A 24,973-nucleotide genomic window follows, 5' to 3' on the forward strand; every position below is an offset into this window, starting at 1 on the left:
GAAGTACACAGGGATCAGGCGACACCGGCGCGAAGCAGGTCGTGAATGTGCAGGATGCCGACGGGAAGCCCGTCGTCGTCGACGAGGAACAGCACTGTCACCTTGTGATCCTGCATGAACTCCATCGCACCGCTTGCCAAGACATCGCCTCTGATAACGCGGGGATTGCATGACATCACCGCCTCGACCGTCTGCGCAAGCAGGTCGCCCGACATGTGACGACGAAGGTCGCCGTCGGTGATGACGCCGGCAAGCTTGCCGTCCCCATCGACGATGCCGACGACGCCAAACCCCTTGGAGGACATTTCGATGACAGCTTCGCTCATCGGGCGACCGACGCTCAAGAGCGGAACCTGTTCGCCGGCATGCGCCAGCTCTCGCACGAGACGCAACTGTGCGCCGAGCTTGCCGCCGGGGTGGAACGTCTTGAAATCTTCGGCGGAGAAGCCGCGGCGCTCGAGCAGGGCAATGGCAAGCGCGTCGCCGACCGCAAGCTGCAGCATCGCCGACGTCGTTGGTGCCAACCCATGCGGACAGGCTTCCTGAACCTTCGGCAGAACGATCGGCACTTCTGAGTTGCGCGCAAGCACGCTGTCGCGGTTGGACGAGATCGAAACGACCGGCACCTTGAAGCGCTTGGCATAGGTGAGCATGTTGGCGAGTTCCGCCGTCTCGCCCGACCAGGACAAGAGGATCAGCACATCCTGCGACGTGACCATGCCGAGATCGCCGTGGCTCGCCTCGGTCGGATGGACAAAATAGGCCGACGTCCCTGTCGATGCCATCGTCGCGGCCATCTTGCGACCGATATGGCCGCTCTTGCCGATACCGGAAACGACAACGCGTCCCTGGCTGTCACCGATGAGTTCGATCGCCTCGACCATGCTTTGCGCAAACGCCGCATCGGCACCGAGATGATCGGCCAGAGCCTTGATGCCTGCCATCGCCGTCGTCAGCGTTCTGCCGACCGACTCCAATGCGGCAAAACCGCGACGCTCATCTGCTGATGCGTGTCTCAAACCCATAGTGTTTCCATTCCCGCGAAGACGTTTGCGCCGGCTAGAAGCGGCGTTGCTCTGACCCATTGCAGGCAGATAGGCGCTTTTTGTTGGCAAACCAAGCCAAAGCCATCGAGTTTCGGCAGGAAATCCCGCAAAGACGACGTTTTCGTCAGCCGACGCGCTTTTCTTCCGGCGCTTCGAGCGGCATCGACTTGTCGGCCGCAAACTCTTCGAGCGTCATGGAGTCCAGTATCGAGGCAACCGCATCGCGCACGGTGGTCATCGACACGCGGACCTGACAGGTCTCGGGATCATTGCAGTCCTCACAGACCTCGTAGGCCGTGCGGCTGGCGCAGCGGATCGGCGCGAGCGGACCGTCAAGCGTGCGGATGACATGGCCGATGCGGATCTCGGCTGCCGGGCGCGACAGCGAGTAGCCGCCGCCCGGTCCCTTTTTCGAGCGCAGCATGCCGGCATTGCGCAATTCGAGCAGGATCGTGTCCAGGAATTTTTTCGGGATATTGTTGCGCTGCGCGATCTCGGTGATGAAAGCCGTCTCTCCCGGCTCCAGTCGAGCGAGGTCGACGAGAGCCTTCAATCCGTACTTTCCCTTCTTCGTCAGCATCCCGGCAAGCTTTCCCTGCGGTTCCCTTGAAGAACGGGAATCATCCGCGCAAACGCAATCTTAGTTTGGCATAGCACAAGAAACGTGCGGCCAATACACAATTGTCGCGCGGAATCAGCGCAAAACTTGGTCTTTGGGTATGCTCTGAATGCGGGGGACGGCCGCGCTCGGCATTATGCCGCGGCCGCACCACCATGGCGTTCCGCGGGCACTGCCTGGCGCGCGAGCAGATGGCGAATTGCCGCGCGCGCTTCGTCAGCCGACCGGAACCGCTGCGCGTCCAGATCCCAGACATGGTACTTGACTGCCAGGAACTTGAAACGGCCTTCGTCCGGGACGACGACCCCGACGGCTTCGCCGCCATATTCGATAACCTGCTTGCTCATGCAAATAACGCTCCTTCCACACCCGGAGGCGCGGACATTTCAATTTCGGCAAAGGATGAATTTCGAGAGTTCGAGGATCACATTCGGCAGAGGCGAATGAGACGTTTCTTCACTGTTGCACGACAATGGGAACGCGTGCCGAAGAAGGCGGCGGTCGAGACGGTTTCGGACATGTCACACTCCTTTGGCTAGGTCCGGCATCGCAATGCCGGAGCGGTTCATGAACAACCGTGAGGCGGACTCGTCCGCGTCACAGAGCTGCAAACTAGAATAATCTACCAATTCCGTCAATTAAAAAGATGATGAGGCGAAAAATATTTCTTCACCCACCAAATTTTAGGGGTCCGAATGCAAAATCCGTTTTCCCGATCCGAAACCGGAGGCCCTCACTATCTAGGAAGCGAAGAATCAACCTGCAAGGTACGGGTGAGATAAAGACAGCACTTTCGGACAAAAAAGGGGCGGCCCGCCGGACCGCCCCTTCACGTTTTGTATCCTCTGAGCGGGATGAGGAAAGTGTGCGCGTTTTCCGCCCACATCCCGCTTTAACTTTTAAGGATCGATCACTTGTATAATTCTGGGTCGGTTCGACCCAGAATTATCGTGATCGGGCCCGGATGTCAGGCAGCGGGCGCGCCCGGCTGCGTGGTGCCGGTGCGGGTCGCCTCGCGATCCTTCCACCAGCGATTGAGGAACAGCAGGATCGGGCCGCCGATGTAGATCGACGACGTCGTCGCGACGATAACGCCGAAGATCATCGGCCAGGCGAAGCTCTTGACGGCATCGCCGCCCCAGATCGCCATCGGCACCAGCGACAGCGCGGTGGCCATCGAGGTGAAGATGCATCGCGCGATCACCTGGTTGATGCTCATGTCGATGAGATCGGAGAACGGCATCGACTTGTACTTGCGCAGGTTCTCTCGCATGCGGTCGTAGACCACGACCTTGTCGTTGACCGAATAACCGATCATCGTCAGCAGCGCGGCGATGGCCGTCAAGTTGAAGTCGATGCCGGTGAGCGCGAAGAAGCCGATCGTCTTGGTGATGTCGAGCAGCAGGACCGCGATCGCACCGACGGCGAAGTGCCATTCGAAGCGGAACCAGATGTAGAGCAGGATCGCCACCATCGCGAGGCCGACAGCGAGGAAGCCCGAACGCGCCAGTTCCGTGCTGATCGTCGGGCCGACGACTTCCGTCCGCTCGAAGGTCACGTCAGGAATGGTCTGAACGGCTGCATCCTTGATCTTGTTCAGGGCAACCGTCTGCTCCTGTTCACCGCCGGGCTGGCGCTGAACGCGGATCAGGACCGACTTGTCCTGGCCGAATTCCTGCAGGGCCACTTCACCGATATTGAGCGACTCCAGGCCATGGCGCAGAGCCGGCAGATCGAGCGTCTGCTTGGACGTCGCTTCCACCTGGATACCGCCGACGAAGTCGATGCCGTAGTTGAGGCCGGGCGTGAAGAACAACACGACCGAGCCGATCGACAGGAAGGCAGACATGCCGATGGCAACGAAACGCCCCTTCATGAAGGAGAAGGACGGCAGGTGCGGGACACGTCCGAAGAGCGAGGGTATCTCGAGCTTCTTCATCTTCCGGCGGATGACGACTTCGCGCATGATCAGGCGCACGACGGTAACCGACGTGAACATCGAGATGATGATGCCGAGCATCATCGTGACCGCGAAGCCCTTGACCGGTCCGGAGCCGAACGCGAACAGGAGCACGGTGCCCGAGAGCGTGGTGACGTTGGAGTCGATGATCGTCGCATAGGCTTTGTTGAAGCCGATATCGAGCGCCTTCATGGCGCCGGCACCGCCCTCGGTTTCTTCACGAATACGGGCATTGATCAGAATGTTGGCGTCCACCGCCATGCCGATGCCGAGAATGATACCGGCGATGCCGGGAAGCGTCAGCGTGGAGCCGATCATGCCAAGCACACCGATCGTCATGATCGTGTGCAGCACAAGGCCGACATTGGCGATCATACCCCAGGCGCCGTAGAGCACGACCATGAGGGCGACGACGAGGCCGAAGCCGGCAAGGCCGGTGAAGATGCCCATGCGGATCGAATCGCTACCGAGATTCGGGCCAACCGAGCGTTCTTCGATCACGGTCAGCGGGGCCGGCAGAGCGCCCGAGCGAAGCAGTGCCGAAAGGACGGTTGCCGATTCGGCCGTGAAGTTGCCACTGATCTGGCCGCGGCCGCCAATGATCGGTTCGTTGATGACTGGGGCAGTCAACACCTTGCCGTCGAGCACGATGGCGAAGGGTCGGCCGACGTTGTCGCGGGTAATCTCGGCAAACTGTCGGGCGCCGAGCGAATCGAAGGTAAAATCCACGATTGGCTGGTTCGTCCGTTGGTCGAAACCAACCTTGGCGTCCTGAAGTCGTTCGCCGGAAAGCGCGACACGGCTTTCCACCGGATAGCGGTTGTTGTCGTTGGCGCCAGGCAGGATATCAACGCCGCGCGGCGGGGGCTGGGTCACGTCCACGGTCTGATCGAGCATGTGGAAGCTCATCTGGGCCGTCGAGCCGAGAAGTTGGCGCAGATGTGTCGGATCCTGGAGACCCGGGAGCTGGACGAGGATGCGGTTTGCGCCGATGCGCTGGATCAACGGTTCGGCAACGCCGACGGTATCGACGCGCCGGCGGATGATCTCGAGGCTCTGCTCGACCGCCTTGGTCATGCGGTCGGCGATGCCTGCCTCCGTCAGTGCGACCGTGATGACATCGCCGTTCGTCGCGACCTCGATCTCAGGAGCGGAACCGCCGAAACCGATCGCGCTGACCGGCGTTGCCAGCTCCTGCAGTTTCGGCTGGGCCTTTTCCCGATCGGCCGGATCCGTAAGCGTCACGGTGATGGCGTCGCCGCTGACGCGCGCCGATGAGGCAGATACGCGTTCGGTGCGAAGGACCCGGCGGACGTCGTCGAGGAGCGAGTTCAGTCTGGCCTTGCGCAGCCCATCCCCGTCGACTTCCAGGACGAGATGCGAGCCGCCGCGCAGGTCGAGACCGAGGGTGACGGGCTTAACCGGCAGCCAGGCCCCGATTTGTTCGCGTTGCGCCGGCGAGAGCGCGTTTGGTAGCGCCGCTATGCATCCGAAGAGGATGACGGCGACATAGGCGAAAATCGCCCATTTTGATGTACGCATGTTGTGGTTCCAAGAGAGCCTGTGCGGGCGCAAGGCGCGTCGTCAGGACTTTGTTTCATCAAGGGCATGAACGCGATTGCAGCGATCATCATGCCCGAATATCGGCAATCGCTCAGGCGCGCGGGGGTGCGCGGATTTGCAGGCCGCGGTTCGACAAACCGACGGCGAAGGGGGTATGGCCGGAAGCAAGGTCTTCGCCGGATGGCTCGAAGGGCAGCAATAGGGCTGACGAAAGCAGCATCGGCGCCGCGCCGTCACCGGTCGCGGATTTGGCATCCTTGCGTTCGGCGGTGAAGCGCAGATCCGACACCGGCGTGGCACGCGATATCTGGCGCGCGGCGGGGTGGTCTGAAGGAGCGGTATCGGTCGAGGAGAAGTTGCCCGCCTGCTGTTCGGCTGAAAGACGCGAGGAAAAGCCCTGCCCGACGACGATCAGCTGCATGGCCAGGGAGGCACAGAACAGCCACAGCACGGCGAATAGCCGGCCGGCAAACCTGCCTCTGTTGCCACCACACACTGGGTCCATTCGGGACGCCGCCCCTTCCTCGGCGCTTGGCGCCTGAAAGTTCAATTCAGCCGGAATGCAACAAATCTAGCCGAAGAACATGGCCGGAATCGAGCACGAGGCGCTCTTAACACCATTGCGGGCGCGAAATGTCAAATTCCGCGCCGCTCGAAGGGTGTCATGGTCTGTAGTCTACGCGGTTGCGCCGTTGGTTCTGATCTGGTGAATCTCGATCAAAGACGGTCCGTTCCGCGCACCGGCATCCGCCAGCGCCCGCGGGAGGTCTGCGACCGACGCCAGCCTTTCCGCCTCGATGCCATAGGCCTTGGCGGCGAGGATGAAGTCCGGCGCCGAGGGTCTGACACCCTCGGGCGTCACACCGGAATCGATCATGTAGGACTCGATTTCCTGGTAGCCGTCATTGTTCCACACGAGAAAAATCACCCGAGCCTGAACGTCGACGGCCGAACCGATTTCGGCAAGCGAGAACTGGAAGCCACCGTCGCCGACAAGGCAGACGACGGGTCGCGACGGGTCGGCCACGGCAGCACCGACGGCGGCCGGCGGCGCGTAACCCAACGCCCCATAGCCGGTCGCCGAATTGAACCAGCTGCGCTGGCGCGGCGCGTCGCAATAGAGGTTGCCGGCATAGACGGCCTGGGTGGAATCGCCGACGATCGTGCAGTCCGGCAGCGCCTTGTAGACCGCATCGACCACGGCAATCTCGGCCCGGATCTTGGCCGTCAGTTCCTTCAGCGCCGCTTTCCGTGCCACCTCGGCGCGGGCTGCCCCATCCTTTGGCGCATGTCCCGGCAGGAAAGCCAGAATGCCAGCTGTTGCCGTCTTGGCACCGGACAGGATCGAAAGCGACGCATGCGGACCGCGGGCCAGCTGCGCCGCATCGATATCGGTACGGATCAGGTTGCGCAGCGCCGGAAACCCGCCATCGGCATACATGTCGTAGTCGGTCTGCCCCATCTCCGTGCCGAGCGCCAGCACGAGGTCCGCCTCCTTGAGCAACGATCGCACCGCCTTGAGGCTCGGGCTTGCGGGAACGCGCAGCGGACTGCCGGCCAGCATGCCGCGCGCATTGACCGTGGTGACAACAGGTGCGCCGATCTGTTCGGCAAGCGCCCTGACCTCCGCCTCGGCGGTGAGCGCGCCGCCACCGCAGATGATGACGGGACGGGTCGCATCGGCGCACAGGATGGCTGCGCGTTGTAGCGTCTCGCTGTCGGAGCGCGGACGCGTCGCGGCGGCCGAGCGAATCGTCTTCGGCTCGATCCGCGCCGCCATGACATCCGTCGGGATTTCGATATGCACCGGCCCCGGCCGACCGGACAACAGCACCGAGAAGGCCCGGTCGACGACAAAGGGCAGATCGTCCGGATTGAGCAAGGTATGCGAATAAAGCGCCAGCGTTTTAATCATGCCGTGCTGGTCGGGAAGCTCATGCAGCAGCCCGCGGCCGTGGCCGAGCGAATCGCGACGATTGACGCCCGAAATCACCAGCATCGGGATCGAATCCTGCCGGGCTTGCGCCATAGCGGTGATGGTGTTGGTCAAACCCGGTCCGGTAATGACAAGGGCGACGCCTGGCTTGCCGCTGACGCGGGCATAGCCATCGGCCATGAAGCCGGCGCCCTGTTCATGCCGGGGGGTGACGTGGCGGATCTTCGACGCGGCCAGGCCGCGATAGAGCTCGACCGTATGAACGCCCGGAATACCGAAGACCACCTCGACGCCATTGGCCTCGAGCAGATCGACCAGGGCTTCGCCTACCGTTTTCGTCGTCGTCATGCGCGGCGCTCCTGACGCAGTGTGGCGCGCTCGGCAAGGGCGGTAATGCGACGGCAAGCCTCATCGATGTCCTTGTCGGGCACGGTCAGGCTGACGCGCAGGAAGTTCTGCGCCTCACCGCCGAAGGAAGATCCGGGCATCACCGCAACCCCTTCCTCTTCCAGCAAGGCCCAGGCGAAGGCTTCGCCGCTCATGCCCGTTGCCGACACGTCGATCAGCGTGAACATGCCCGCCTCCGGCGGCAAGACCAAAATGCCGGGCGCATCGGCGAGGCCATCGACGACGCGGCGCGAGCGGGACTTATAGCTCTCACGCATCCGCCGCGCCGTATCGATCTCGTGCGTCAGCGCGTAAGCCGTCATGTCGGCGATGAACGGCTGTACGCCGAAAAGCATGGTTTCAGACACCGGCAGCAGCCGGCTGGTGAATTCCGCCGGCCCGACGGCCCAGCCGCTGCGGAAACCCGGTGCGGCATGCGACTTGGAGATCGACGAGACGACGATGGTGCGCTCGGCCAGATCCGGATTGTCGAACGGCGAGGCGAACACGGCGTCGAACACCAGTTCTTCATAGACCTCGTCGCAAATGATCCAGAGGTCGTGGCGGCGTGCAACCTCGCCGATCTCGGCGATCTCGGCCGCCGTGAGTACGGCGCCGGTCGGATTGTGCGGCGTATTCAGCAGCAGCACCCGGCATTCCGGCGTGATCGCCTTTTCGATATCAGCGGCCTGCATATGAAAACCGAACTCCGGCTTCAGCGGCACCAGCACGTGATGGGCACCTGTCGACTGGATGACGCCCTCATAGGTGGCGTAGAGCGGATCGCCGACGAGAACGGCATCGCCGGCCTCGACAAGGCCCAGCATGACGCCGAAAAGCGCCGTCTGTGTGCCGGGAAAGCACATGACATTTTCGGTGGTCACGTCGGCGCGGCGACGGCGGTACTTCTCGACGAGCGCTGCCACGACCGCATGCTCACCGCGACCGTTGGAATAACGATAACGGCCGGCGTTCATGGCGCGCTGGCATTCGTCGAGCAGAGCGCGGTCTGGCGGCACGTCGGGCTCGCCGATGGTCAACTCGATGATATCGGCACCACCCGCTTTCAACTGGCGCGCACGGATGTGCAGCGACCATTTTCCCGAACCGAGATCTGCGAGACGTTCGGTGATCGACGCATAGCGCATGGTGTTTTCTCCCGTTTTCATTGTTTTTCACTGCCGATCGACGTGCCGAGCAGCGCCTCGACCGAGGCCATGGCGATGGCGACCAGTTCGCCTTCGCGGAACAGGTCTCCCGCCAGGCACCCTTCGATCCAGAGGCCATCGACAAGACCGTTGATGGCGATCGCGTAGGCGCGGCAGGTTTCTGCGTCGGCCGGTTTGTTCTTCACCGCCAGGAAATCGGCCAGCAGGTCCTGCAGCGTATTGCGAAAGGTCACGTAGCCGTCCCGGTGGATTTCAGCGAGGATCGGGTCGACACGCACCTGGCTGATGAAAGCCGCCCAGAGCGAGATACTGCGGCTGTCGGCGACCGGCTCGGTCAGGTTGATGGCGATGAAGTCCCTCAGCCGCGTTTCCGGATCGCCTTCGACATGAGCCGCCTTGTCGGTCAGGGAAGCGATCACCGCGCGGTAGGCCTCGGCGACCATCTGATCCTTCGATTCGAAATAATGCCGAACCAGCCCGGCCGTCACCCCGGCGCGGATGGCGATCTGGCGGACCGTCGCGCCCTTCAGGCCGAATTCCGCTATGCAATCGAGCGTCGCTTCGATCAGTTCCTGCCGGCGCTCTCCTTCTGGGGCCCGATGAAACGTGCGGCGATTCATGCCGGCATCCGCGCACGAGGGCAGCCGAACAAGTTCGTCAAATCCTTCGAGCGGAACGGGCGCATGGGTGGCTCCTTCAGGGAAAATTCGGTCGGCGGGCTGCGATAAAAAAACGACGATACGCATTATTATACGCTTGAACAATAGCGGCACAAGTGCAACCATGCCTACCAACAAAGACCGTGACAAGCCAAAGATGCTGCACGGAAAGACGACAGGGGAACTGTTTCATGCCTTCAGAAAAAGCTCGCAGAGCCATCGGAGCGGCGCGTCGATGACGGATGCGGCCCAGGCAATCGCGGTCACTGACCTGCACAAGCGTTTCGGGCCATTGGAAGTGCTGAAGGGGGTTTCGCTCACCGCGAAACAGGGCGACGTCATCGCCATCATCGGCGGCAGCGGCTCCGGCAAATCCACCTTCCTGCGCTGTATCAACATGCTGGAGCTGCCGTCCGCCGGCACTGTCAGCGTGCATGGCGAAAAGATCCGGATGAAGCCGGACGGCCGCGGCGGCCTCGTGCCCGAAGATCGCCGCCAAGTGCAGCGCATCCGCAGTCAGCTCGGCATGGTGTTCCAAAGCTTCAACCTCTGGCAGCACATGACGATCCTCGAAAACGTCATCGAGGCGCCGATCCATGTGCTCGGCAAACAGAAGGCTGAAGCCATCGCCACGGCCGAAACGCTGCTCAAGCGCGTCGGGCTCTTTGAAAAGCGCGATGCCTACCCGGCCTTCCTCTCAGGCGGCCAGCAGCAGCGTGCGGCCATTGCCCGCGCACTTGCCATCCAGCCGCTGGTCATGCTCTTCGATGAGCCGACCTCGGCGCTCGATCCTGAGCTGGTCGGCGAAGTGCTTTCGGTGATCGGCGATCTCGCCCGCGAGAAGCGCACGATGATCCTCGTCACCCACGAGATGAAGTTCGCGCGCGACGTCGCCAATCACATCATCTTTCTGCACAACGGCGTCATCGAGGAACAGGGCCCGCCTGAGGCCATCTTCGGCGCGCCCAGATCCGAAAGGCTCAAGAAGTTCATCAGCTCCATTCACTGAATTCAAGAATGCTCAACAACCAAAAAAGGGGAACAGCATGAAGAAGACATTGAAAGTCCTGGCGGTCGCGGCCGCCATCGCCGTCAGCGGCGGCATCGCCGCCTCGGCGGAAGCATTGAAGGTCGGCGTCGCCGCCGAGCCTTACCCGCCCTTCACCGCGCCGGATGCGAGCGGCAACTGGGAAGGCTGGGAAGTCGAACTGATGAAGGCCGTCTGTGCCGAGGCGAAGCTTGAATGCGTGCTGACCCCCGTCGCCTGGGACGGCATCATCCCGGCGCTGACGTCGAAGAAGATCGACTTGATCATGAGTTCGATGTCGATCACCGACGAGCGGCTGAAGACGATCGACTTCTCCGACAAGTACTACAACACGCCGACCGGCGTCATCGGCACGAAGGGCGTCGATTTCAAGCCGACGCCGGAAGGCCTTGCCGGCAAGACGATCGGCGTCCAGGTCTCGACCGTGCACCAGGCCTATGCCGCCAAGCATTTCGCCTCTGCCGGCATCGAGGTCAAGGAATACCAGACGCAGGACGAGGCCAACAACGATCTGGCCGCCGGGCGCGTGGACGCCGTCCAGGCCGACGCCATCGCGCTCAAGGCCTTCCTTGCGACCGACCAGGGTAAGGAATGCTGCGACTACAAGGGTGACGTGGCCGAAGACGTCGCCGTGATCGGCCCGGGCGTCGGCGTCGGCCTGCGCAAGGGCGAGACGGAGCTCAAGGACAAGCTCAATACCGCGATCAAGGCGATCCGCGACAACGGCACCTACGACACGTTCTCGAAGAAGTATTTCGACTTCGACATCTACGGTAAATAAGGCGCAAGCGGCCGGCAGTCCTCAGGCTGCCGGCCGCTGCCTTCGGAGGTCGAAGACGCATGGCATCGGATTCTATCGTCAACTGGAGCCTGCTCGCACTTTCCTCGCCCGGCTGGGGCGGCGTGCTGCTGCAGGGCTTCGTCAACTCGATCCAGATCGCCATTGGCGGTTATGCACTTGGCCTGACGCTCGGCGTCGGTGGCGCCTTCGGCAAGCTCTATGGCGGCCCGATCCTGCGTGACCTGCTCGAATGCTACACCACGGTCGTCAGAGCCGTGCCCGAGCTGGTGCTCATCCTCCTGCTCTATTACGCCGGCACTGATCTTTTGAACCAATTGCTGGCGCTGTTCAGCATCGGTCCGGTCGACATCAGCGGCCTGATGGCCGGCATCTTCGTCATCGGCGTGGTCCAGGGCGCCTACTCCACCGAGGTGCTCCGCGGCGCGATCAAGGCGGTTCCCGCCGGGCAGATCGAAGCCGCGCGCGCCTATGGCATGTCGCCCTTAAAGGTACTGCGACGCGTCACCTTGCCGGCGATGCTGCCCTACGCCATACCGGGTCTCTCCAATCTCTGGCTGATCGCCACCAAGGACACGGCCCTTCTTGCCGTCGTCGGCTTCAGCGAGCTGACGCTCGTCACGCGCCAGGCGGCCGGCACGACCAAGGCCTATCTCTTGTTCTTCCTCGCCGCCGGCGCGCTCTATCTCACACTGACGCTCGTCTCCAACATCTTCATCGGCATGCTGGAACGACATGCGAGGCGCGGTTTCGCGGAGCAGCGATGACGGATCAAACCACACACGCCGTCGCCTTCACGCCCGAGGACCTGCCGACCGCGCGCAGCTTCTTCCAGCCCCATCGCATCGTGATGATGCTGGTCTTTGCCGGCTTCGTCATCGGCGTCGCAGTCTTCATGCGCTGGGACTGGTTGCCGCGCTACCTGCCGCGGCTCGGCTGGGGCATTCTCATCAGCCTGGTGATGCTGTTCAGCACGTCGATCCTCGGTTTTCTGCTCGCCGTGCCGATCGGCCTGGCGCAGGTGGCGGGCCCCTGGTTCTTCAAGCTGCCGGCAAAGGTGTTCTGCACCGTCATCCGCGGCACGCCGCTGCTGCTGCAGCTCTGGCTGCTCTATTACGGGCTCGGCTCGCTGTTCCCGCAGTTCCCGGCGATCCGCCAATCCTTCCTCTGGCCCTATCTGCGTGAGGCGTGGCCCTATGGCGTTGCGGCGCTGACGATATCCTTCGCAGCTTACGAGGGCGAAGTGATGCGCGGCGCCTTTGCCGGCGTTCCCGCCGGCGAACTGGAGGCGGCCAAGGCCTATGGCATGAGCCGTTGGACGATGTTCCGCCGCATCTGGCTGCCGCGCGCCATCCACCGCGCCCTGCCGACGCTCAACGGCGAGACGGTGCTGCAATTGAAGTCGACGCCGCTGGTGGCGACGATCACCGTCGTCGACGTCTACGCGGTGATTTCAAAAGTCCGCCAGGAAACGTTCCTGACCTATGAGCCGCTGCTCTTGCTCGCGCTCATCTATATGTGCCTCACCGGCATTCTGGTGGTGGCCTTCCGCACGTTCGAAAATCGCATTCCAACCCGTGGTGCATGACATGAAGCTTTCCTCCTCCATCGACAACGCCATGCCGGAACTCGTGGCCATCCGCCACGACCTGCATGCCCATCCGGAACTGGGTCTGGAGGAGACGCGAACCTCGGCTTTCATCGCCCGGCACCTCACCGAACTCGGCTACGAGGTGACGACGGGGCTTGCAAAGACCGGTGTCGTCGGGACGTTGCGCAACGGCAGCGGATCACGCTCGATCGGCATCCGCGCCGATATCGACGCGCTGCCGATCCTGGAGGAAACCGGTCTCGACTACGCCAGCAAGACATCCGGGCTGATGCATGCCTGCGGCCATGACGGCCATACGACCATGCTGCTCGGCGCGGCCCGCGCGCTTGCCGAACGCCGCAATTTCGATGGCACCATTCATCTGATCTTTCAGCCGGCCGAGGAGAACTTCGGCGGCGCCAAGATCATGATGGACGAAGGGCTGTTTGAAAAATTCCCCTGCGACGCGGTCTTCGCGCTTCACAACGAACCGGGCCTGCCCTTCGGTCAGTTCGCCCTGCGTGAAGGACCGATCATGGCGGCGGTCGACGAGGCGCGCATCACCGTGCACGGCCGCGGCGGCCATGGCGCCGAGCCACAGGAGACCGCCGACCCGATCGTCTGCGGCGCTTCGATCATCATGGCGTTGCAGTCGATCGTCTCGCGCAACATTCACCCGATGGACCCGTCCGTCGTCACCGTCGGCGCCTTCCATGCGGGCTCGGCCAGCAACATCATCCCGGAACGGGCCGAGATCGTCGTCGGCATCCGCTCCTTCGATCCCGGCGTGCGCGACGAGCTGGAGCGTCGCATCCGCATGATCGCAGAGGCTCAGGCGACGAGCTTCGGCATGCGCGCAACGGTCGACTATCAACGCAGCTACGACGCGACCATCAACCACAAGGCAGAGACGGATTTCGTCCGCGATCTCGCCGTCCGTTTTGCCGGCGCCGACAAGGTGGTCGATCTCGAACGTCCGTTCATGGGCAGCGAGGATTTCGCCTATATGCTGCAGGAGCGGCCCGGGACCTATTTCTTCCTCGGCTCTAAGGTCAGCGGCGAGGAGAAGCCGCTCCATCATCCCGCCTACAACTTCAACGACGACCTGCTGCCGATCGGCGCCGCCTTCTGGACCGAGCTTGCCGAAGCCTATCTGCCGACGCGCTGAAGGCCGACCCTCGGGATAAAGCGCATCCTAATTTCTCGTGCCGTCGATGACCGGCGCGCCCGCTCCCTTTTGCCGCAAGCGCGACATTGCCGCAGTGTGACAACGTGGCGGCCGGCCCGTCATTGACCTTTGGCAATTTTGGCTCAGATTCAATCACATGCTGAAACTCGGGCGCAACCACAGGATTGGCCCGACCTGAAAGACCCTGCGTAACGCCTGAGATCGGAAACGGTGCAAGGCTCGAAGTGTGCAGCAGACCGGAGAGCTGCAGTGACCTTTGCGTGTCCAAACGGACGCGCGGCGCTGCACGTCTGAAAGGATTGTGCCGTGTTTGAAAATTTCGATGCGACGATACTTGCCCGCATCCAGTTCGCCTTCACCGTCTCGTTCCACATCATCTTCCCGGCCTTTTCGATCGGGCTCGCCAGCTACCTTGCGGTGCTTGAAGCGCTGTGGCTCTGGAAGAAGGACGAGGTCTATCTCGAGCTCTTCAATTTCTGGAAGACGATCTTTGCCGTCGCCTTCGGCATGGGCGTCGTCTCCGGCATCGTCATGTCCTATCAGTTCGGCACGAACTGGAGCGTCTTTTCCGACAAGGCCGGGCCGATCATCGGGCCGCTGATGGGCTACGAGGTGCTGACCGCCTTCTTCCTCGAGGCAGGCTTCCTCGGCGTCATGCTCTTCGGCCTCAACCGCGTCGGCCCGAAGCTGCATTTTCTGGCAACGGCGATGGTCGCGATCGGCACGCTGATCTCGGCCACCTGGATCCTTTCGGCAAATTCGTGGATGCAGACACCCAGAGGCTTTGCCATCAACGAGGTCGGGCAGTTCGTGCCGGTCGACTGGTGGGCGATCGTCTTCAACCCGTCCTTCCCCTATCGCCTGGTGCATATGGTGCTTGCCGCCTATCTGACGACGGCCTTCGTCGTCGGCGCCTGCGGCGCCTGGCATCTGATCCGCAAGACGGCGCCGCGGCGCGCGCGAAAAATGTTCTCGATGGCGATGTGGATGGCGGCGATCGTCGCACCGATCCAGATCTTTGCCGGCGACATGCACGGCCTCAACACGCTGGAACATCAACCGGCGAAGGTGATGGCGATGGAAGGTCATTATCAGAGCCACCCCGACGGCGCGCCGCTCATTCTCTTCGGCATTCCCAATTCCGCCGAGAAGCGCGTCGACTACGCCATCGAGGTGCCGAAGCTGTCGAGCCTCATCCTCAAGCATGATCTGAACGCGCCGCTTGCCGGCCTCGACACCATTGCCGAGGAGCTGCATCCGCCCGTCAGCATCGTCTTCTGGTCGTTCCGCATCATGGTCGGCCTCGGCTTCGCCATGCTCGGCATCGGGCTGTGGAGCCTGTGGTGTCGGTATCGCGGTACGCTGGACAGCAATGCCTGGCTGCATCGCGCCGCGGTCGTGATGGGGCCGGCCGGCTTCGTCGCCGTGCTCGCCGGCTGGGTCACCACGGAGGTCGGCCGTCAACCCTATACGGTCTACGGCCATCTGCTGACGGCAAACTCGGTCGCACCGATTGCGGCCCCCGCCGTCGGCGCTTCGCTGCTTGCCTTCATCATTGTCTATTTCTTCGTTTTCGGCGCTGGCACCTTCTACATCCTGCGGCTGATGGCGCGGCTGCCGCGCGATCCGATGCCGGATCTCGACGAGGGACCGATCCGCACGGCCGGTGTTGCCATTGCCAACCCCCATGGAGGTCATCATGGACATTGATCTGCCGCTGATCTGGGCCGGCATTATCGCCTTTGCGGTGCTCGCCTATGTCATCCTCGACGGGTTCGACCTCGGTATCGGCATCCTCTTCCCGTTCTTTCCCGAGAAGCACGACCGCGACGTGATGATGAACTCGGTCGCACCCGTCTGGGACGGCAACGAGACCTGGCTGGTGCTCGGCGGCGGCGGCCTGATGGCGGTGTTCCCGCTGGCCTATGCCACGATCCTGCCGGCCCTTTACGCGCCTATCATCGCCATGGTCATCGGCCTCATCTTCCGGGGCGTCGCCTTCGAATATCGCTGGCGCACACGGCGGGCCGAGTATCTCTGGAACTGGGCTTTCGCCGGCGGCTCGATGCTCGCCGCCTTCGCGCAAGGGATCACGCTCGGGGCACTGGTCCAGGGCATTCCGGTCGAAAATCGCGCCTATACCGGCGGCTGGTGGGACTGGCTGACGCCGTTCTCGATCATGACCGGCATCGCCGTCGTTGTCGGCTATGCGCTGCTCGGCGCCACCTGGCTGGTCATGAAGACCCATGGCGACCTGGCGGATCGCGCTCGCAACCTTGCCCTCAAATGCTCGTTCGGCACGGTCGCCGCCATGGGCATCGTCAGCCTGTGGACGCCGTTCCTCGAACCACTCTATCTGCAGCGCTGGTTCGGCTGGCCGACGGCGATCTTCAGCATCATCGTGCCGCTCTTGGTGCTTGCCTGCCTCTACCTTTTGATTTCGGGCATCAGGACCCGGCATGACAGCCGGCCGTTCCTTGCCGCGCTCGGGCTGTTCGTGCTCGGTTATGCCGGCATCGGCATCAGCTTCTATCCCTACATGGTGCCGCCATCGCTGACGATCTGGGATGCGGCGGCGCCCGACGAAAGCCTGTCGTTCCTGCTTGCCGGCGCGCTGGTGCTGATACCGATTATCCTTGCCTATACCGGTTATGCCTATTGGGTTTTCCGCGGCAAGGTCGATCCGGAGGAGGGCTACCATTGAAGAGCGAAACGGGAACCGGCCGAAAGCTTCTCTGGTTCGTTGGGCTCTGGTGTGCGGGAGTGGCCACCGTCACCGTCGTCGGGCTTGCGATCAAGCTGATGATCGGCACTTGACTGTAATCGTTCGGTGACAGGGCAAAAAGCCTCGCTCAAGCTTGGCGGGTTAGCTTTTCCCAACACGTCAGCAGGCGATCGCCGCGGACGGAGACAGGACCGCACCCTCCTCCCCCGCCAAGCGATCGCCTGCTGAGGTGACCACCGTCCCGGTGGCACCGGGTGACCACCCGCCGGGTGGCACGTGGTGACCATCCCCTGGATGGCACCTGGACCGTGCGACCCTGCTGCCTCTTCTCAGATCACCCGCCGTTTGTTAGCAGTGCGCCGCAAGAGCGCCGCGTGCCCATGCGGGCGCAAGGCATCACTGCCGCAACCGGACGAGACAGATGCAAAAGACCCCAGCCGAATGCACGACCATGGCCGATGTGCGCGCCGAGATCGATCGGCTCGATCAGGCACTGATGGCGCTTTTCGCCGAGCGCTGGGGCTATATCGACCGCGCCGCGGAGATCAAACGGCCGCTGAAGCTGAAGGCCGATATCCCGGCGCGGGTCATGGAAGTGCGTGAGAACGCCCGCAAGAATGCCGAAAGCCGGAACCTGGACCCGGATTTCTACGAGGAAATCTGGGCGCGGCTGATCGACCATGCGATCGCGCATGAGCAAAAGATACTTGGCGAAACGAACGACGATCATGCGCCCTGATCGAGGGCCTCATACCAACCTGCGTTGGTATCAGACCAACCGCATCTGCAGGCGCGGCAAGTCGTAGCTGTTCTTGCGTACCAGATACTGCTCCCAGGCCAAGGCGCTCTCGACGATCTCGTCAAGGCTTGCATGGGTCGGCACCCAATCCAGCTTCAGCCGCGCCATCGAGGGATCGGCGATGATGCGCGCGATATCGCCCGGTCGCCGCGGTCCGTGCTCGACCGCAATGTCACGACCGGAGACGCGCCGGACGGTGTCGATGACCTGCAACACGGAAAAACCCTCGCCGTAGCCGCAATTGCTGACCAGCGGCTCCCCACCGGCCCTGAGATACGCAAGCGCGCGCATATGGGCTTCGACAAGGTCGGCCACATGGATGTAATCGCGAATGCCGGTGCCATCAGGCGTCGAATAATCGGTGCCGTAGATATCGACCTTCGGCCGCTTGCCGAGTGCCGCCTCGCAGGCGACCTTGACCAGATGCGTCGCGCCCATCGTCGACTGACCTGTCCTGCCCAACGGATCGGCCCCGGCGACGTTGAAATAGCGCAGCGCGACATAGCTGAAATCGTGGGCGGCAGCCGCATCCCGCAGGATCAACTCGGCCATCAGCTTCGACAGCCCATAGGGGCTTTCGGGGTGGAGGGCTGCCGTCTCGCGCACCGGTTCCTCGCCGTCCTGGCTGCCGTAGACGGCGGCCGTCGACGAGAAAACGAAACGGCCGACCCCCGCCTTGACGCCAGCCTCGATCAGCGTGCGCGTATTGCCGGTGTTGTTTTCGTAATAGGCAAGCGGGTTGGCAACCGATTCAGGAACGATCGCCGAACCTGCGAAATGCACGACGGCATCGATGCTGTTTTCGTCGAAGATACGTGCCAGCAAAACCTTGTCGCCGACGTCACCACGGTAGAAACGCGCCTCGGACGGCACGGCCCAGCGGAAACCGGTCGACAGCCGATCGAGCACGACCACATCTTCACGGGCGTCGAGCAACGCCCACGTCATGTGGCTGCCGATATAGCCGGCACCGCCCGTTACCAACACGGCCATTCGCTGCTTCCCGTTCCCTGGAACATCGGAGACAGCAAAGCCCACCGATGCTTTCGGAATAGGTAAAGGCGACACGTCTGGCGGGCAGCGGGACCACAATTCCTTGGTGTAGAGTTAAGAAATGGTCACGGGCAAAGACCGGCGGCGCATTTCGCGCGCGCCGACATGTGCGACGGTCGTGTTTCAGCGGCCGAGGATGTAGCCCTGCAGGCGGTTTGCCGCCTCTGCGACCTGAGCCGGATCACGCAGGAAGCAGGCGCGCATGAACAGGGAGCCGCCATCGCCGAAGGCAGTACCCGGCGCAAGGCCGACGCCTGTCTTGTCGACGATGTCGATGGCCGCAGCGCGCGAATCCGTGACACCGTCGATCTTGAGGAACGTGTAGAGAGCGCCGTCCGGCTTCAGCGTTTCGACCCGATTGGTCGCAATCAGCGCGTCGCACAAGAGGTCACGGCTCTGTGCCGCCTTGGCGATGTTGGCGTCGACGAAAGCATCGCCCTCGTCCAGCGCCACGACGGCGCCGCGCTGCATGAACTGCGCCACGCCCGAGGTTGCATATTGCACCAGGTTTTCAAGCACCTGGCCGATTGCCGGCGGAGCGACGATCCAGCCGACGCGCCAGCCGGTCATCGACCAGTTCTTGGAGAAGGAATTGACGAAGATGATGCGCTCGTCGTCGTCCATCACATCGAGGAAAGACGGCGCCCGGCCGCCGGCATAATGATAGAGCGCATAGATCTCGTCGGCGACGATCCAGAGCCCATGCTTGCGCGCAAGCGCGAGGATCGCGCGGAGATCGTCATGGCTCGCGGTCCAGCCGGTCGGGTTCGACGGCGTGTTGATGAACAGGGCCTTGGTCTTCGGCCCGATCGCCGCTTCGAGCCGCTCGTGGTCGAGCTGCCATTTGCCGTTCTCGAAGCGCAACTGCACCGAGACCGGCTTGACGCCCGACAATTCGGCGGCCGCGGCAAAATTCGGCCAGGCCGGGGTCAAAAGCACCATTTCGTCGCCTGGCGACGTGATCGCCTCGATCGAAAGCTTGATTGCCTGCATGCCTGAGCCGGTGACATAGAAGTGTTCCGGCGACAGAGCCTTCTGGAACCGGCGCTGGTAATAGCGGGTCAGCGCCTCACGCAGCGGCGGGATGCCGCGCTGCCAGGTGTAGAAGGTCTCGCCGGCCAAAAGGGCTTCGCTGGCGGCCGCGGAAATGAAAGTCGGCGTCGAAAGATCGCCCTCGCCCACCCAGAGCGGGATCAGACCATCCCGCCCACGGGCATAGTTCACGACCTCGACGATGCCGCTTTCCGGCGCCGAGTGTGCACGAGGACTGATGGTGGTCATGATGGTCATCGACAGGCTCCTAAATTGCCCGTCGCTTCTAGCCGCTTTCGCAGTGGCGATCACGCGACTTTATCTGACCGGTTTATTGATTTCTGTGATGTTTCGCAGGTTCCGGCCAACGCCGGAGCCTGCGGGAGGGAAAACTCAGGCGCGTTGCTTCAGCAGGTCGCGAATTTCCGAAAGCAGCCGGACATCTTCCGGCGGCGGCGCGGCCGGTTCGGATTCCTTCTGTTTTTCGAGCGATTTGCGCATGCGGTTTACCGCTTTGATCATCAGGAAGATGATCCAGGCGAGGATCAGGAAGTTGATGAGCACGGTGATGAAGTTGCCATAGGCAAAGACAGCACCCTGCTGGCGAGCAGCGGCGAGAGACGTCGCCGTCACGTTCGCCGACAGCGGCAGGAAGTAGTTGGAAAAATCGAAACCGCCGCCGGTCAGCGCACCGACGATGGGCATCACCAGGTCTTCGACGACCGACGTGACGATCTTGCTGAAGGCGGCGCCGATGATCACACCGACCGCGAGATCCATGACGTTCCCGCGGGCAATAAACTCCTTGAACTCATTCAGCATACGTCTCTCCGTATATCCCCGTTGAAAGCGACCGCCGGCGCTGTCCCGCGCTGCAACCGTTACGGAAACTAAACCAAAGCGGGCAACGAGGAAACCTTTCTTTGCCTTTGATCAAATCGCATGCAAGCGAGTTGTCCGACAGCGAGCGGCGTCTGACCGCAACCACAACTCGCGGGCTTTCTGCAACGCAGCCTTGGACTTAAGACTGATGCCCGAGGCAATTCTCAACCTCTTGCAGTTGGCTTATGCTTGCCGCCGGAGGAATGAGGCATGCTCTCGGGTTCGGTCATCTTCGCCTCGGCCTTTGCCTATCTGCTGCTGCTTTTCGCAGTCGCAAGCTACGGCGACCGGCGGGCCAGGAGGAAAAGTACAGCGGTCAAAGGCAGGCCGCTGGTCTATGCGCTGAGCCTTGCGATCTATTGCACGTCCTGGACCTATTTCGGCGGCATCGGTCTTGCAGCCGAGCGCGGACTCGAGTTCACCGGCATCTACATCGGCCCGATCCTGATGTTCACGCTCGGCATGCCTTTGATCCGCAAGATCATTCGGTTGGCCAAGACCGAGAAGCTGACCTCCGTCGCCGACTTCATCGCGGCGCGCTACGGCAAGAACCCGGCGGTTGCGGCGATCGTCGCGCTGATCTCGCTGGTGGGCGCCGTGCCCTATATCGCGCTGCAGCTGAAGGCGATCTCCAGCTCGGTCGCGGCCATGATCAACACCAGCGATTACGGCATCGGTGCCGGCCAAAGCTTCATCGACCTGCCGCTTCTCGTCACCCTGTTCCTCGCCTGCTTCGCTATCGTCTTCGGTACCCGCCATACCGACGCGACCGAACACCAGGACGGGCTGATCCTGGCGATCGCGATGGAATCGGTGGTCAAGCTGGTAGCGCTGATCACCGCCGGCCTCTACATCGTCTTCGTGATCTTCGACGGGCCGACGCATCTGTGGACGCTCGCCCAGCAAAGCCCCGCGGTCGAACAGGCGCTCTCTTATGAAACCCCGATCGCGCGCTGGATCCTGCTGATCGTCACCTCGGCCTTTGCGATCATCATGCTGCCGCGGCAGTTTCACGTCACCGTCGTCGAGAACCGTACCGAAGGCGAGTTGCGCACCGCGGGCATTCTCTTCCCACTCTATCTCGTCGCCATCAACCTCTTCGTTCTGCCGATCGCGATTGCCGGCATCCTGACCTTCTCGGGATCCGGCGACGCCGACCTCTACCTGCTGACGCTGCCGCTCGCCAACGGCCTGCCGCTGTTGACGCTGATCACCTTCATCGGCGGCTTTTCGGCGGCGACCGCCATGGTCATCGTCGCCTCCGTGGCACTGTCGATCATGATCTCCAACGACATCGTCATGCCGGTTTTCCTGCGCCGCAATCTCGGCCAGCGCGGCGGGCTGCAGGAAAACCTCGCGGGCACACTGCTCAACATTCGCCGCACGGCAATCTTCGTCGTGCTGCTGCTCGGCTACGCCTATTACCGCTCGGCCGATATCAGCGCCGGGCTCGCCTCCCTCGGCCTTCTCTCCTTCGTTGCCATATCGCAGATGGCGCCGTCGCTGCTCGGTGGTCTTGTCTGGCGGCAGGCCAATGCCCGCGGCGCAATCTGCGGCATGATCTCGGGCTTCTTCGTCTGGGCCTATCTCTTGTTCCTGCCGAGCCTCGGTGGGCCGGACAATTCTCATGTCGCCACGATCGTCCTCAGCTTCCTGTTGCCCTTCACCGACATCTTTTCCGGCGCCGATGCCGACCCGTTGGTCAACGCCACCACTCTCAGCCTGCTCGTCAACCTGACCATGTACGTGATCGCCTCGCTGACGCGCGCGCCCAAGCCGCTGGAACGTTTCCAGGCGGGTGTCTTCATTACACGGCGATCACGCAGCGAAAGGGCGTTTCGCGGCCGCAAGACCAAGGTCACCGTTCGCGACCTCAAGGCGACGATCGCCCGCTACATGGGCGACGAGCGCATGCAGCGTTCGTTCCATACCTATGAGCGCCAGTCCGGCCGCTGGCTCGACGACAACGCGCAGGCCGACATGGCGCTGGTGCATTTTTCCGAACAGCTGCTCGGCAGCGCCATCGGGTCGTCCTCGGCCCGTCTCGTCTTTTCGCTGGTGCTGCAGCGGGTCGACGACACCTCGTCGGATACCGCCTGGCTGCTCGACCAGGCAAGCGAAGCGCTGCAATACAATCAGGACATGCTGCAGACCGCGCTTTCGCAGATGGACCAGGGCATTGCCGTCTTCGACAATGCCAACAACCTGATCATCTGGAACAGGCGCTTCCGGCAACTGCTTGACCTGCCGGAGGCCGCCGGCCAGGTGGGTTTCCCGCTTGCCGATATCGTTGCGATCCTGACCAAGCGCGGCGACATTCGCAAGGAGGACGAGAAGCGGCTGATCGCCAACTTCCTGACGCTCGACAAGCCGTTCCTGCTGGAGCTTGGAAACGGCCAGCACATCATCGAAGTGCGCACCAACGCCATGCCCGACAAGGGCATCGTCACGACCTATACCGACATCACCCAGCGGGTCGCCGCCGACATGGCGCTGAAGCAAGCGAACGAGACGCTGGAGTTGCGCGTCGCCGAGCGCACCGGCGAGCTGACCCGCGTCAACCACGAACTGGCCGAGGCACGCGCCGCCGCCGAAGAGGCCAATATCGGCAAGACACGCTTCTTCGCCGCCGCCGGCCACGATATCCTGCAGCCGCTCAATGCCGCTCGCCTCTACTCCTCCTCGCTGGTCGAGCGGCTGGGGGAGTCGGACAACAGCACGCTGGTGGAAAACATCGACTCCTCGCTTGAATCGGTGGAAGCCATTCTCGGCGCCGTGCTCGATATCTCCCGCCTCGATACCGGGGCGATGAAGGCGCGCCTGCAGTCCGTGCCGCTCAACGACCTGCTGCGCCGTGTCGAGACGGACTTTGCACCGATGGCACGGGCGAAGGATCTCGAACTTGTGGTCATGCCAACGTCGCTGGTGGTGCGCACGGACCCGAACCTGCTCAGGCGTGTCGTGCAGAACCTTGTGTCGAACGCCGTCAAATACACGCTCAGAGGCAAGGTGCTGGTCGGCGTGCGCCGGCGCGGCAAGATGGCGACGATCGAGGTGCTCGATTCCGGCATCGGCATCCCGGCATCGAAGTTCCGCACCGTCTTCAAGGAATTCGCGCGGCTCGACGAAGGTGTCCGCACCGCGTCGGGCCTCGGTCTCGGGCTTTCCATCGTCGATCGAATTTCCCGCGTGCTCAATCATCCCGTCAGCCTGCAGTCGAGGCCCGGCAAGGGCACCGGCTTCAAGGTCACGGTGCCGCTCGACGCGAATGCCGGCGCGCGCGTGGCCGCAGGGCCGGTGCCGACGACCAAGGCCAGCGAGGCGCTCAACGGCCTGCGCGTGCTGTGCATCGACAACGAGCCGCGCATCATCGAAGGCATGCGGGTGCTGCTGTCGGGATGGGGCTGCATCGTCACGACGGCGGAATCGCTGGCTGCCTGCACCGAGATGTCGACGTCCGCGCAGGAGCGGCCGCACGCCATCATTGCCGACTACCACCTCGACGACGGCACCGGCATTGACGCTATCGCGCGCATCCGGGCGCTGTTTGGTGAAAACATACCGGCATTGCTGGTGACCGCCGACCGGTCGCCGGAAGTGCGCGGAGCAGCGGAGCGGGACGGCGTCGGCCTGCAGAACAAGCCGGTTCGGCCGGCCGCCATGCGGGCATGGCTTACCCAGCTCTCGACGGTGGCAAAGACGGCTGCGGAATAGTCGTTGATGCAGTGCCGCGCCTTCAAGCACGTCGCGATCTCCGGGATTCGCGTGCCGCACTTTAAGCTCTTGTTCTTTCGCATGTCGTTATCGCAAAACCGCTGCACACTTTTGCGCGACATGCTTCAGGCGGCAGCCACCGTGCCGATCTTCGATAGCTGGATCACCGCCTGCGTGCGGCTGTCGACGTTGAGTTTCAGCAGGATCGCCGACACATGCGCCTTGATGGTGGCCTCGGAGACTCCGAGCTCGTAGGCGATCTGCTTGTTGAGCAGGCCCTCGCCGAGCATGCTGAGCACACGCGACTGCTGCGGCGTCAAGGTCTGCAGCCGCTGCAAGAGATCGGCGACCTCCGGCTCGTATTCCTGCCCCTGTTCGTAGCCGGCCGGCACGAAGACTTCGCCGGCCATGACTTTTTCGATGCCGTTGCGGATTTCCTCGATCCCCGCCGATTTCGACAGGAAGCCGCAGGCGCCGAGATCGAGCGCGCGGTGGATCGTCGCCGGATCGTCATGGGCGGAAACCACCATGACCGGCAGGCTTGGAAATTCGGCACGAAGCGCGATCAGGCCCGACAGGCCGCTGACACCGGGCATGGTCAGGTCGAGCAGCATCAGGTCGGCGTCGGGATAATCGGCGGCGGCCTTGCGCGCGGTGGCGAAATCGCCGGCTTCAACGATGGCCGGCGCACCGGCCATGCCGCTCAATGCTTGCCGCATCGCGCCACGGAACAGCGGGTGATCGTCTGCGATGATGATGGTCATGTCCGGCGTCATGTCGCTCCCTCCCAAGAGCTTCGGCC

21 protein-coding genes are annotated in these 24,973 nt (G+C 62.8%); 9 read left to right on the top strand and 12 right to left on the bottom strand.

Features of this window, described 5'->3' with window-relative positions:
• Nucleotides 1-14: 14 nt before the first annotated feature.
• The 8 genes from AC244_RS10300 to AC244_RS10335 form a co-directional block, all read right to left on the bottom strand.
• On the bottom strand, nucleotides 15-1,025 hold the full coding sequence (locus AC244_RS10300) for a KpsF/GutQ family sugar-phosphate isomerase (RefSeq protein ID WP_053248736.1): 1,011 nt from the start codon (nucleotides 1,023-1,025) through the stop codon (nucleotides 15-17).
• A gap of 145 nt (nucleotides 1,026-1,170) precedes the next feature.
• On the bottom strand, nucleotides 1,171-1,626 hold the full coding sequence (locus AC244_RS10305) for an RrF2 family transcriptional regulator (protein WP_053248737.1): 456 nt from the start codon (nucleotides 1,624-1,626) through the stop codon (nucleotides 1,171-1,173).
• A 173-nt stretch (nucleotides 1,627-1,799) separates the two neighbouring features.
• On the bottom strand, nucleotides 1,800-2,012 hold the full coding sequence (locus tag AC244_RS10310) for a hypothetical protein (protein WP_053248738.1): 213 nt from the start codon (nucleotides 2,010-2,012) through the stop codon (nucleotides 1,800-1,802).
• A 620-nt stretch (nucleotides 2,013-2,632) separates the two neighbouring features.
• Entirely contained in the window at nucleotides 2,633-5,167 is a 2,535-nt protein-coding gene (gene secD / locus AC244_RS10315; protein WP_053248739.1) for a protein translocase subunit SecD, read from the bottom strand.
• Between the two features lie 112 nt (nucleotides 5,168-5,279).
• Nucleotides 5,280-5,639 (bottom strand): hypothetical protein, encoded by a 360-nt coding sequence (locus tag AC244_RS10320; RefSeq protein WP_152975908.1) that lies wholly within the window; start codon nucleotides 5,637-5,639, stop codon nucleotides 5,280-5,282.
• A gap of 225 nt (nucleotides 5,640-5,864) precedes the next feature.
• Entirely contained in the window at nucleotides 5,865-7,472 is a 1,608-nt protein-coding gene (locus AC244_RS10325) for a 5-guanidino-2-oxopentanoate decarboxylase (protein WP_053248741.1), read from the bottom strand.
• Entirely contained in the window at nucleotides 7,469-8,659 is a 1,191-nt protein-coding gene (locus AC244_RS10330; protein ID WP_053248934.1) for a pyridoxal phosphate-dependent aminotransferase, read from the bottom strand. The genes AC244_RS10325 and AC244_RS10330 overlap by 4 nt, the downstream gene beginning before the upstream one ends.
• Nucleotides 8,660-8,676: 17 nt before the next feature.
• Nucleotides 8,677-9,300, bottom strand: coding sequence for a TetR family transcriptional regulator C-terminal domain-containing protein (locus tag AC244_RS10335; RefSeq protein WP_053248935.1), 624 nt, complete (start codon nucleotides 9,298-9,300; stop codon nucleotides 8,677-8,679).
• A 274-nt stretch (nucleotides 9,301-9,574) separates the two neighbouring features.
• Here AC244_RS10335 and AC244_RS10340 point away from each other — a divergent pair, with 274 nt between their 5' ends.
• From AC244_RS10340 to AC244_RS10375, 8 genes are all read left to right on the top strand, one after another.
• Nucleotides 9,575-10,348 (top strand): ABC transporter ATP-binding protein, encoded by a 774-nt coding sequence (locus tag AC244_RS10340; RefSeq protein WP_053248936.1) that lies wholly within the window; start codon nucleotides 9,575-9,577, stop codon nucleotides 10,346-10,348.
• A 37-nt stretch (nucleotides 10,349-10,385) separates the two neighbouring features.
• Nucleotides 10,386-11,168 carry a transporter substrate-binding domain-containing protein gene (locus tag AC244_RS10345; protein ID WP_053248742.1) on the top strand — a complete coding sequence of 261 codons (783 nt, stop codon included), beginning with the start codon at nucleotides 10,386-10,388 and terminating at the stop codon, nucleotides 11,166-11,168.
• Between the two features lie 59 nt (nucleotides 11,169-11,227).
• Nucleotides 11,228-11,953: an ABC transporter permease gene (locus AC244_RS10350; RefSeq protein ID WP_053248743.1), complete on the top strand. Its 726-nt coding sequence runs from the start codon at nucleotides 11,228-11,230 to the stop codon at nucleotides 11,951-11,953.
• Complete coding sequence (locus AC244_RS10355) at nucleotides 11,950-12,774, top strand: ABC transporter permease (protein WP_053248744.1); 825 nt, start codon at nucleotides 11,950-11,952, stop codon at nucleotides 12,772-12,774. Before AC244_RS10350 ends, AC244_RS10355 begins: the two co-directional genes overlap by 4 nt.
• Nucleotide 12,775: 1 nt before the next feature.
• Complete coding sequence (locus AC244_RS10360; RefSeq protein ID WP_053248745.1) at nucleotides 12,776-13,945, top strand: M20 aminoacylase family protein; 1,170 nt, start codon at nucleotides 12,776-12,778, stop codon at nucleotides 13,943-13,945.
• A 327-nt stretch (nucleotides 13,946-14,272) separates the two neighbouring features.
• Nucleotides 14,273-15,676, top strand: coding sequence for a cytochrome ubiquinol oxidase subunit I (locus AC244_RS10365; RefSeq protein ID WP_053248746.1), 1,404 nt, complete (start codon nucleotides 14,273-14,275; stop codon nucleotides 15,674-15,676).
• Nucleotides 15,666-16,670, top strand: a complete 1,005-nt coding sequence (gene cydB / locus AC244_RS10370) for a cytochrome d ubiquinol oxidase subunit II (RefSeq protein WP_053248747.1) — start codon at nucleotides 15,666-15,668, stop codon at nucleotides 16,668-16,670. Before AC244_RS10365 ends, cydB begins: the two co-directional genes overlap by 11 nt.
• Nucleotides 16,671-17,112: 442 nt before the next feature.
• The gene (locus tag AC244_RS10375; protein ID WP_053248748.1) at nucleotides 17,113-17,430 is read left to right on the top strand and encodes a chorismate mutase family protein; all 318 of its coding nucleotides are present in this window, start codon (nucleotides 17,113-17,115) and stop codon (nucleotides 17,428-17,430) included.
• 30 nt (nucleotides 17,431-17,460) lie between these two features.
• Here the strand turns inward: AC244_RS10375 and galE are convergent, their stop codons facing one another.
• The 3 genes from galE to mscL all read right to left on the bottom strand — a co-directional run bounded on the left by galE (nucleotide 17,461) and on the right by mscL (nucleotide 20,397).
• Nucleotides 17,461-18,483 (bottom strand): UDP-glucose 4-epimerase GalE, encoded by a 1,023-nt coding sequence (gene galE, locus AC244_RS10380; RefSeq protein WP_053248749.1) that lies wholly within the window; start codon nucleotides 18,481-18,483, stop codon nucleotides 17,461-17,463.
• A gap of 183 nt (nucleotides 18,484-18,666) precedes the next feature.
• The gene (locus tag AC244_RS10385; protein ID WP_053248750.1) at nucleotides 18,667-19,833 is read right to left on the bottom strand and encodes a pyridoxal phosphate-dependent aminotransferase; all 1,167 of its coding nucleotides are present in this window, start codon (nucleotides 19,831-19,833) and stop codon (nucleotides 18,667-18,669) included.
• A gap of 135 nt (nucleotides 19,834-19,968) precedes the next feature.
• Complete coding sequence (mscL, locus tag AC244_RS10390; protein ID WP_053248751.1) at nucleotides 19,969-20,397, bottom strand: large conductance mechanosensitive channel protein MscL; 429 nt, start codon at nucleotides 20,395-20,397, stop codon at nucleotides 19,969-19,971.
• Between the two features lie 270 nt (nucleotides 20,398-20,667).
• Between mscL and AC244_RS10395 the strand changes: the two genes are divergently transcribed.
• Nucleotides 20,668-24,171 (top strand): PAS domain-containing hybrid sensor histidine kinase/response regulator, encoded by a 3,504-nt coding sequence (locus AC244_RS10395; RefSeq protein ID WP_053248752.1) that lies wholly within the window; start codon nucleotides 20,668-20,670, stop codon nucleotides 24,169-24,171.
• Between the two features lie 125 nt (nucleotides 24,172-24,296).
• Here AC244_RS10395 and AC244_RS10400 read toward each other — a convergent pair whose 3' ends face one another.
• A complete protein-coding gene (locus AC244_RS10400) occupies nucleotides 24,297-24,947 on the bottom strand; it encodes a response regulator transcription factor (protein WP_053248753.1) in 651 nt (216 codons plus the stop codon).
• Between the last annotated feature and the right edge of the window lie 26 nt (nucleotides 24,948-24,973).

It is taken from the genome of Ensifer adhaerens, from assembly GCF_001270265.1.
In the GTDB taxonomy this organism is placed as follows: domain Bacteria; phylum Pseudomonadota; class Alphaproteobacteria; order Rhizobiales; family Rhizobiaceae; genus Ensifer; species Ensifer adhaerens_B.

What these genes read in the sequence shown, in the direction of transcription:
- AC244_RS10395 (WP_053248752.1), top strand. Translation starts at nt 20,668, where the DNA reads ATGCTCTCGGGTTCGGTCATCTTCGCCTCGGCCTTTGCCTATCTGCTG.
- galE (WP_053248749.1), bottom strand. Translation starts at nt 18,483, where the DNA reads ATGGCCGTGTTGGTAACGGGCGGTGCCGGCTATATCGGCAGCCACATG.
- AC244_RS10345 (WP_053248742.1), top strand. Translation starts at nt 10,386, where the DNA reads ATGAAGAAGACATTGAAAGTCCTGGCGGTCGCGGCCGCCATCGCCGTC.
- AC244_RS10385 (WP_053248750.1), bottom strand. Translation starts at nt 19,833, where the DNA reads ATGACCATCATGACCACCATCAGTCCTCGTGCACACTCGGCGCCGGAA.
- AC244_RS10375 (WP_053248748.1), top strand. Translation starts at nt 17,113, where the DNA reads ATGCAAAAGACCCCAGCCGAATGCACGACCATGGCCGATGTGCGCGCC.
- AC244_RS10335 (WP_053248935.1), bottom strand. Translation starts at nt 9,300, where the DNA reads ATGAATCGCCGCACGTTTCATCGGGCCCCAGAAGGAGAGCGCCGGCAG.
- AC244_RS10360 (WP_053248745.1), top strand. Translation starts at nt 12,776, where the DNA reads ATGAAGCTTTCCTCCTCCATCGACAACGCCATGCCGGAACTCGTGGCC.
- AC244_RS10355 (WP_053248744.1), top strand. Translation starts at nt 11,950, where the DNA reads ATGACGGATCAAACCACACACGCCGTCGCCTTCACGCCCGAGGACCTG.
- AC244_RS10300 (WP_053248736.1), bottom strand. Translation starts at nt 1,025, where the DNA reads ATGGGTTTGAGACACGCATCAGCAGATGAGCGTCGCGGTTTTGCCGCA.
- cydB (WP_053248747.1), top strand. Translation starts at nt 15,666, where the DNA reads ATGGACATTGATCTGCCGCTGATCTGGGCCGGCATTATCGCCTTTGCG.
- AC244_RS10305 (WP_053248737.1), bottom strand. Translation starts at nt 1,626, where the DNA reads ATGCTGACGAAGAAGGGAAAGTACGGATTGAAGGCTCTCGTCGACCTC.
- AC244_RS10310 (WP_053248738.1), bottom strand. Translation starts at nt 2,012, where the DNA reads ATGAGCAAGCAGGTTATCGAATATGGCGGCGAAGCCGTCGGGGTCGTC.
- AC244_RS10400 (WP_053248753.1), bottom strand. Translation starts at nt 24,947, where the DNA reads ATGACGCCGGACATGACCATCATCATCGCAGACGATCACCCGCTGTTC.
- AC244_RS10325 (WP_053248741.1), bottom strand. Translation starts at nt 7,472, where the DNA reads ATGACGACGACGAAAACGGTAGGCGAAGCCCTGGTCGATCTGCTCGAG.
- secD (WP_053248739.1), bottom strand. Translation starts at nt 5,167, where the DNA reads ATGCGTACATCAAAATGGGCGATTTTCGCCTATGTCGCCGTCATCCTC.
- mscL (WP_053248751.1), bottom strand. Translation starts at nt 20,397, where the DNA reads ATGCTGAATGAGTTCAAGGAGTTTATTGCCCGCGGGAACGTCATGGAT.
- AC244_RS10340 (WP_053248936.1), top strand. Translation starts at nt 9,575, where the DNA reads ATGACGGATGCGGCCCAGGCAATCGCGGTCACTGACCTGCACAAGCGT.
- AC244_RS10350 (WP_053248743.1), top strand. Translation starts at nt 11,228, where the DNA reads ATGGCATCGGATTCTATCGTCAACTGGAGCCTGCTCGCACTTTCCTCG.
- AC244_RS10330 (WP_053248934.1), bottom strand. Translation starts at nt 8,659, where the DNA reads ATGCGCTATGCGTCGATCACCGAACGTCTCGCAGATCTCGGTTCGGGA.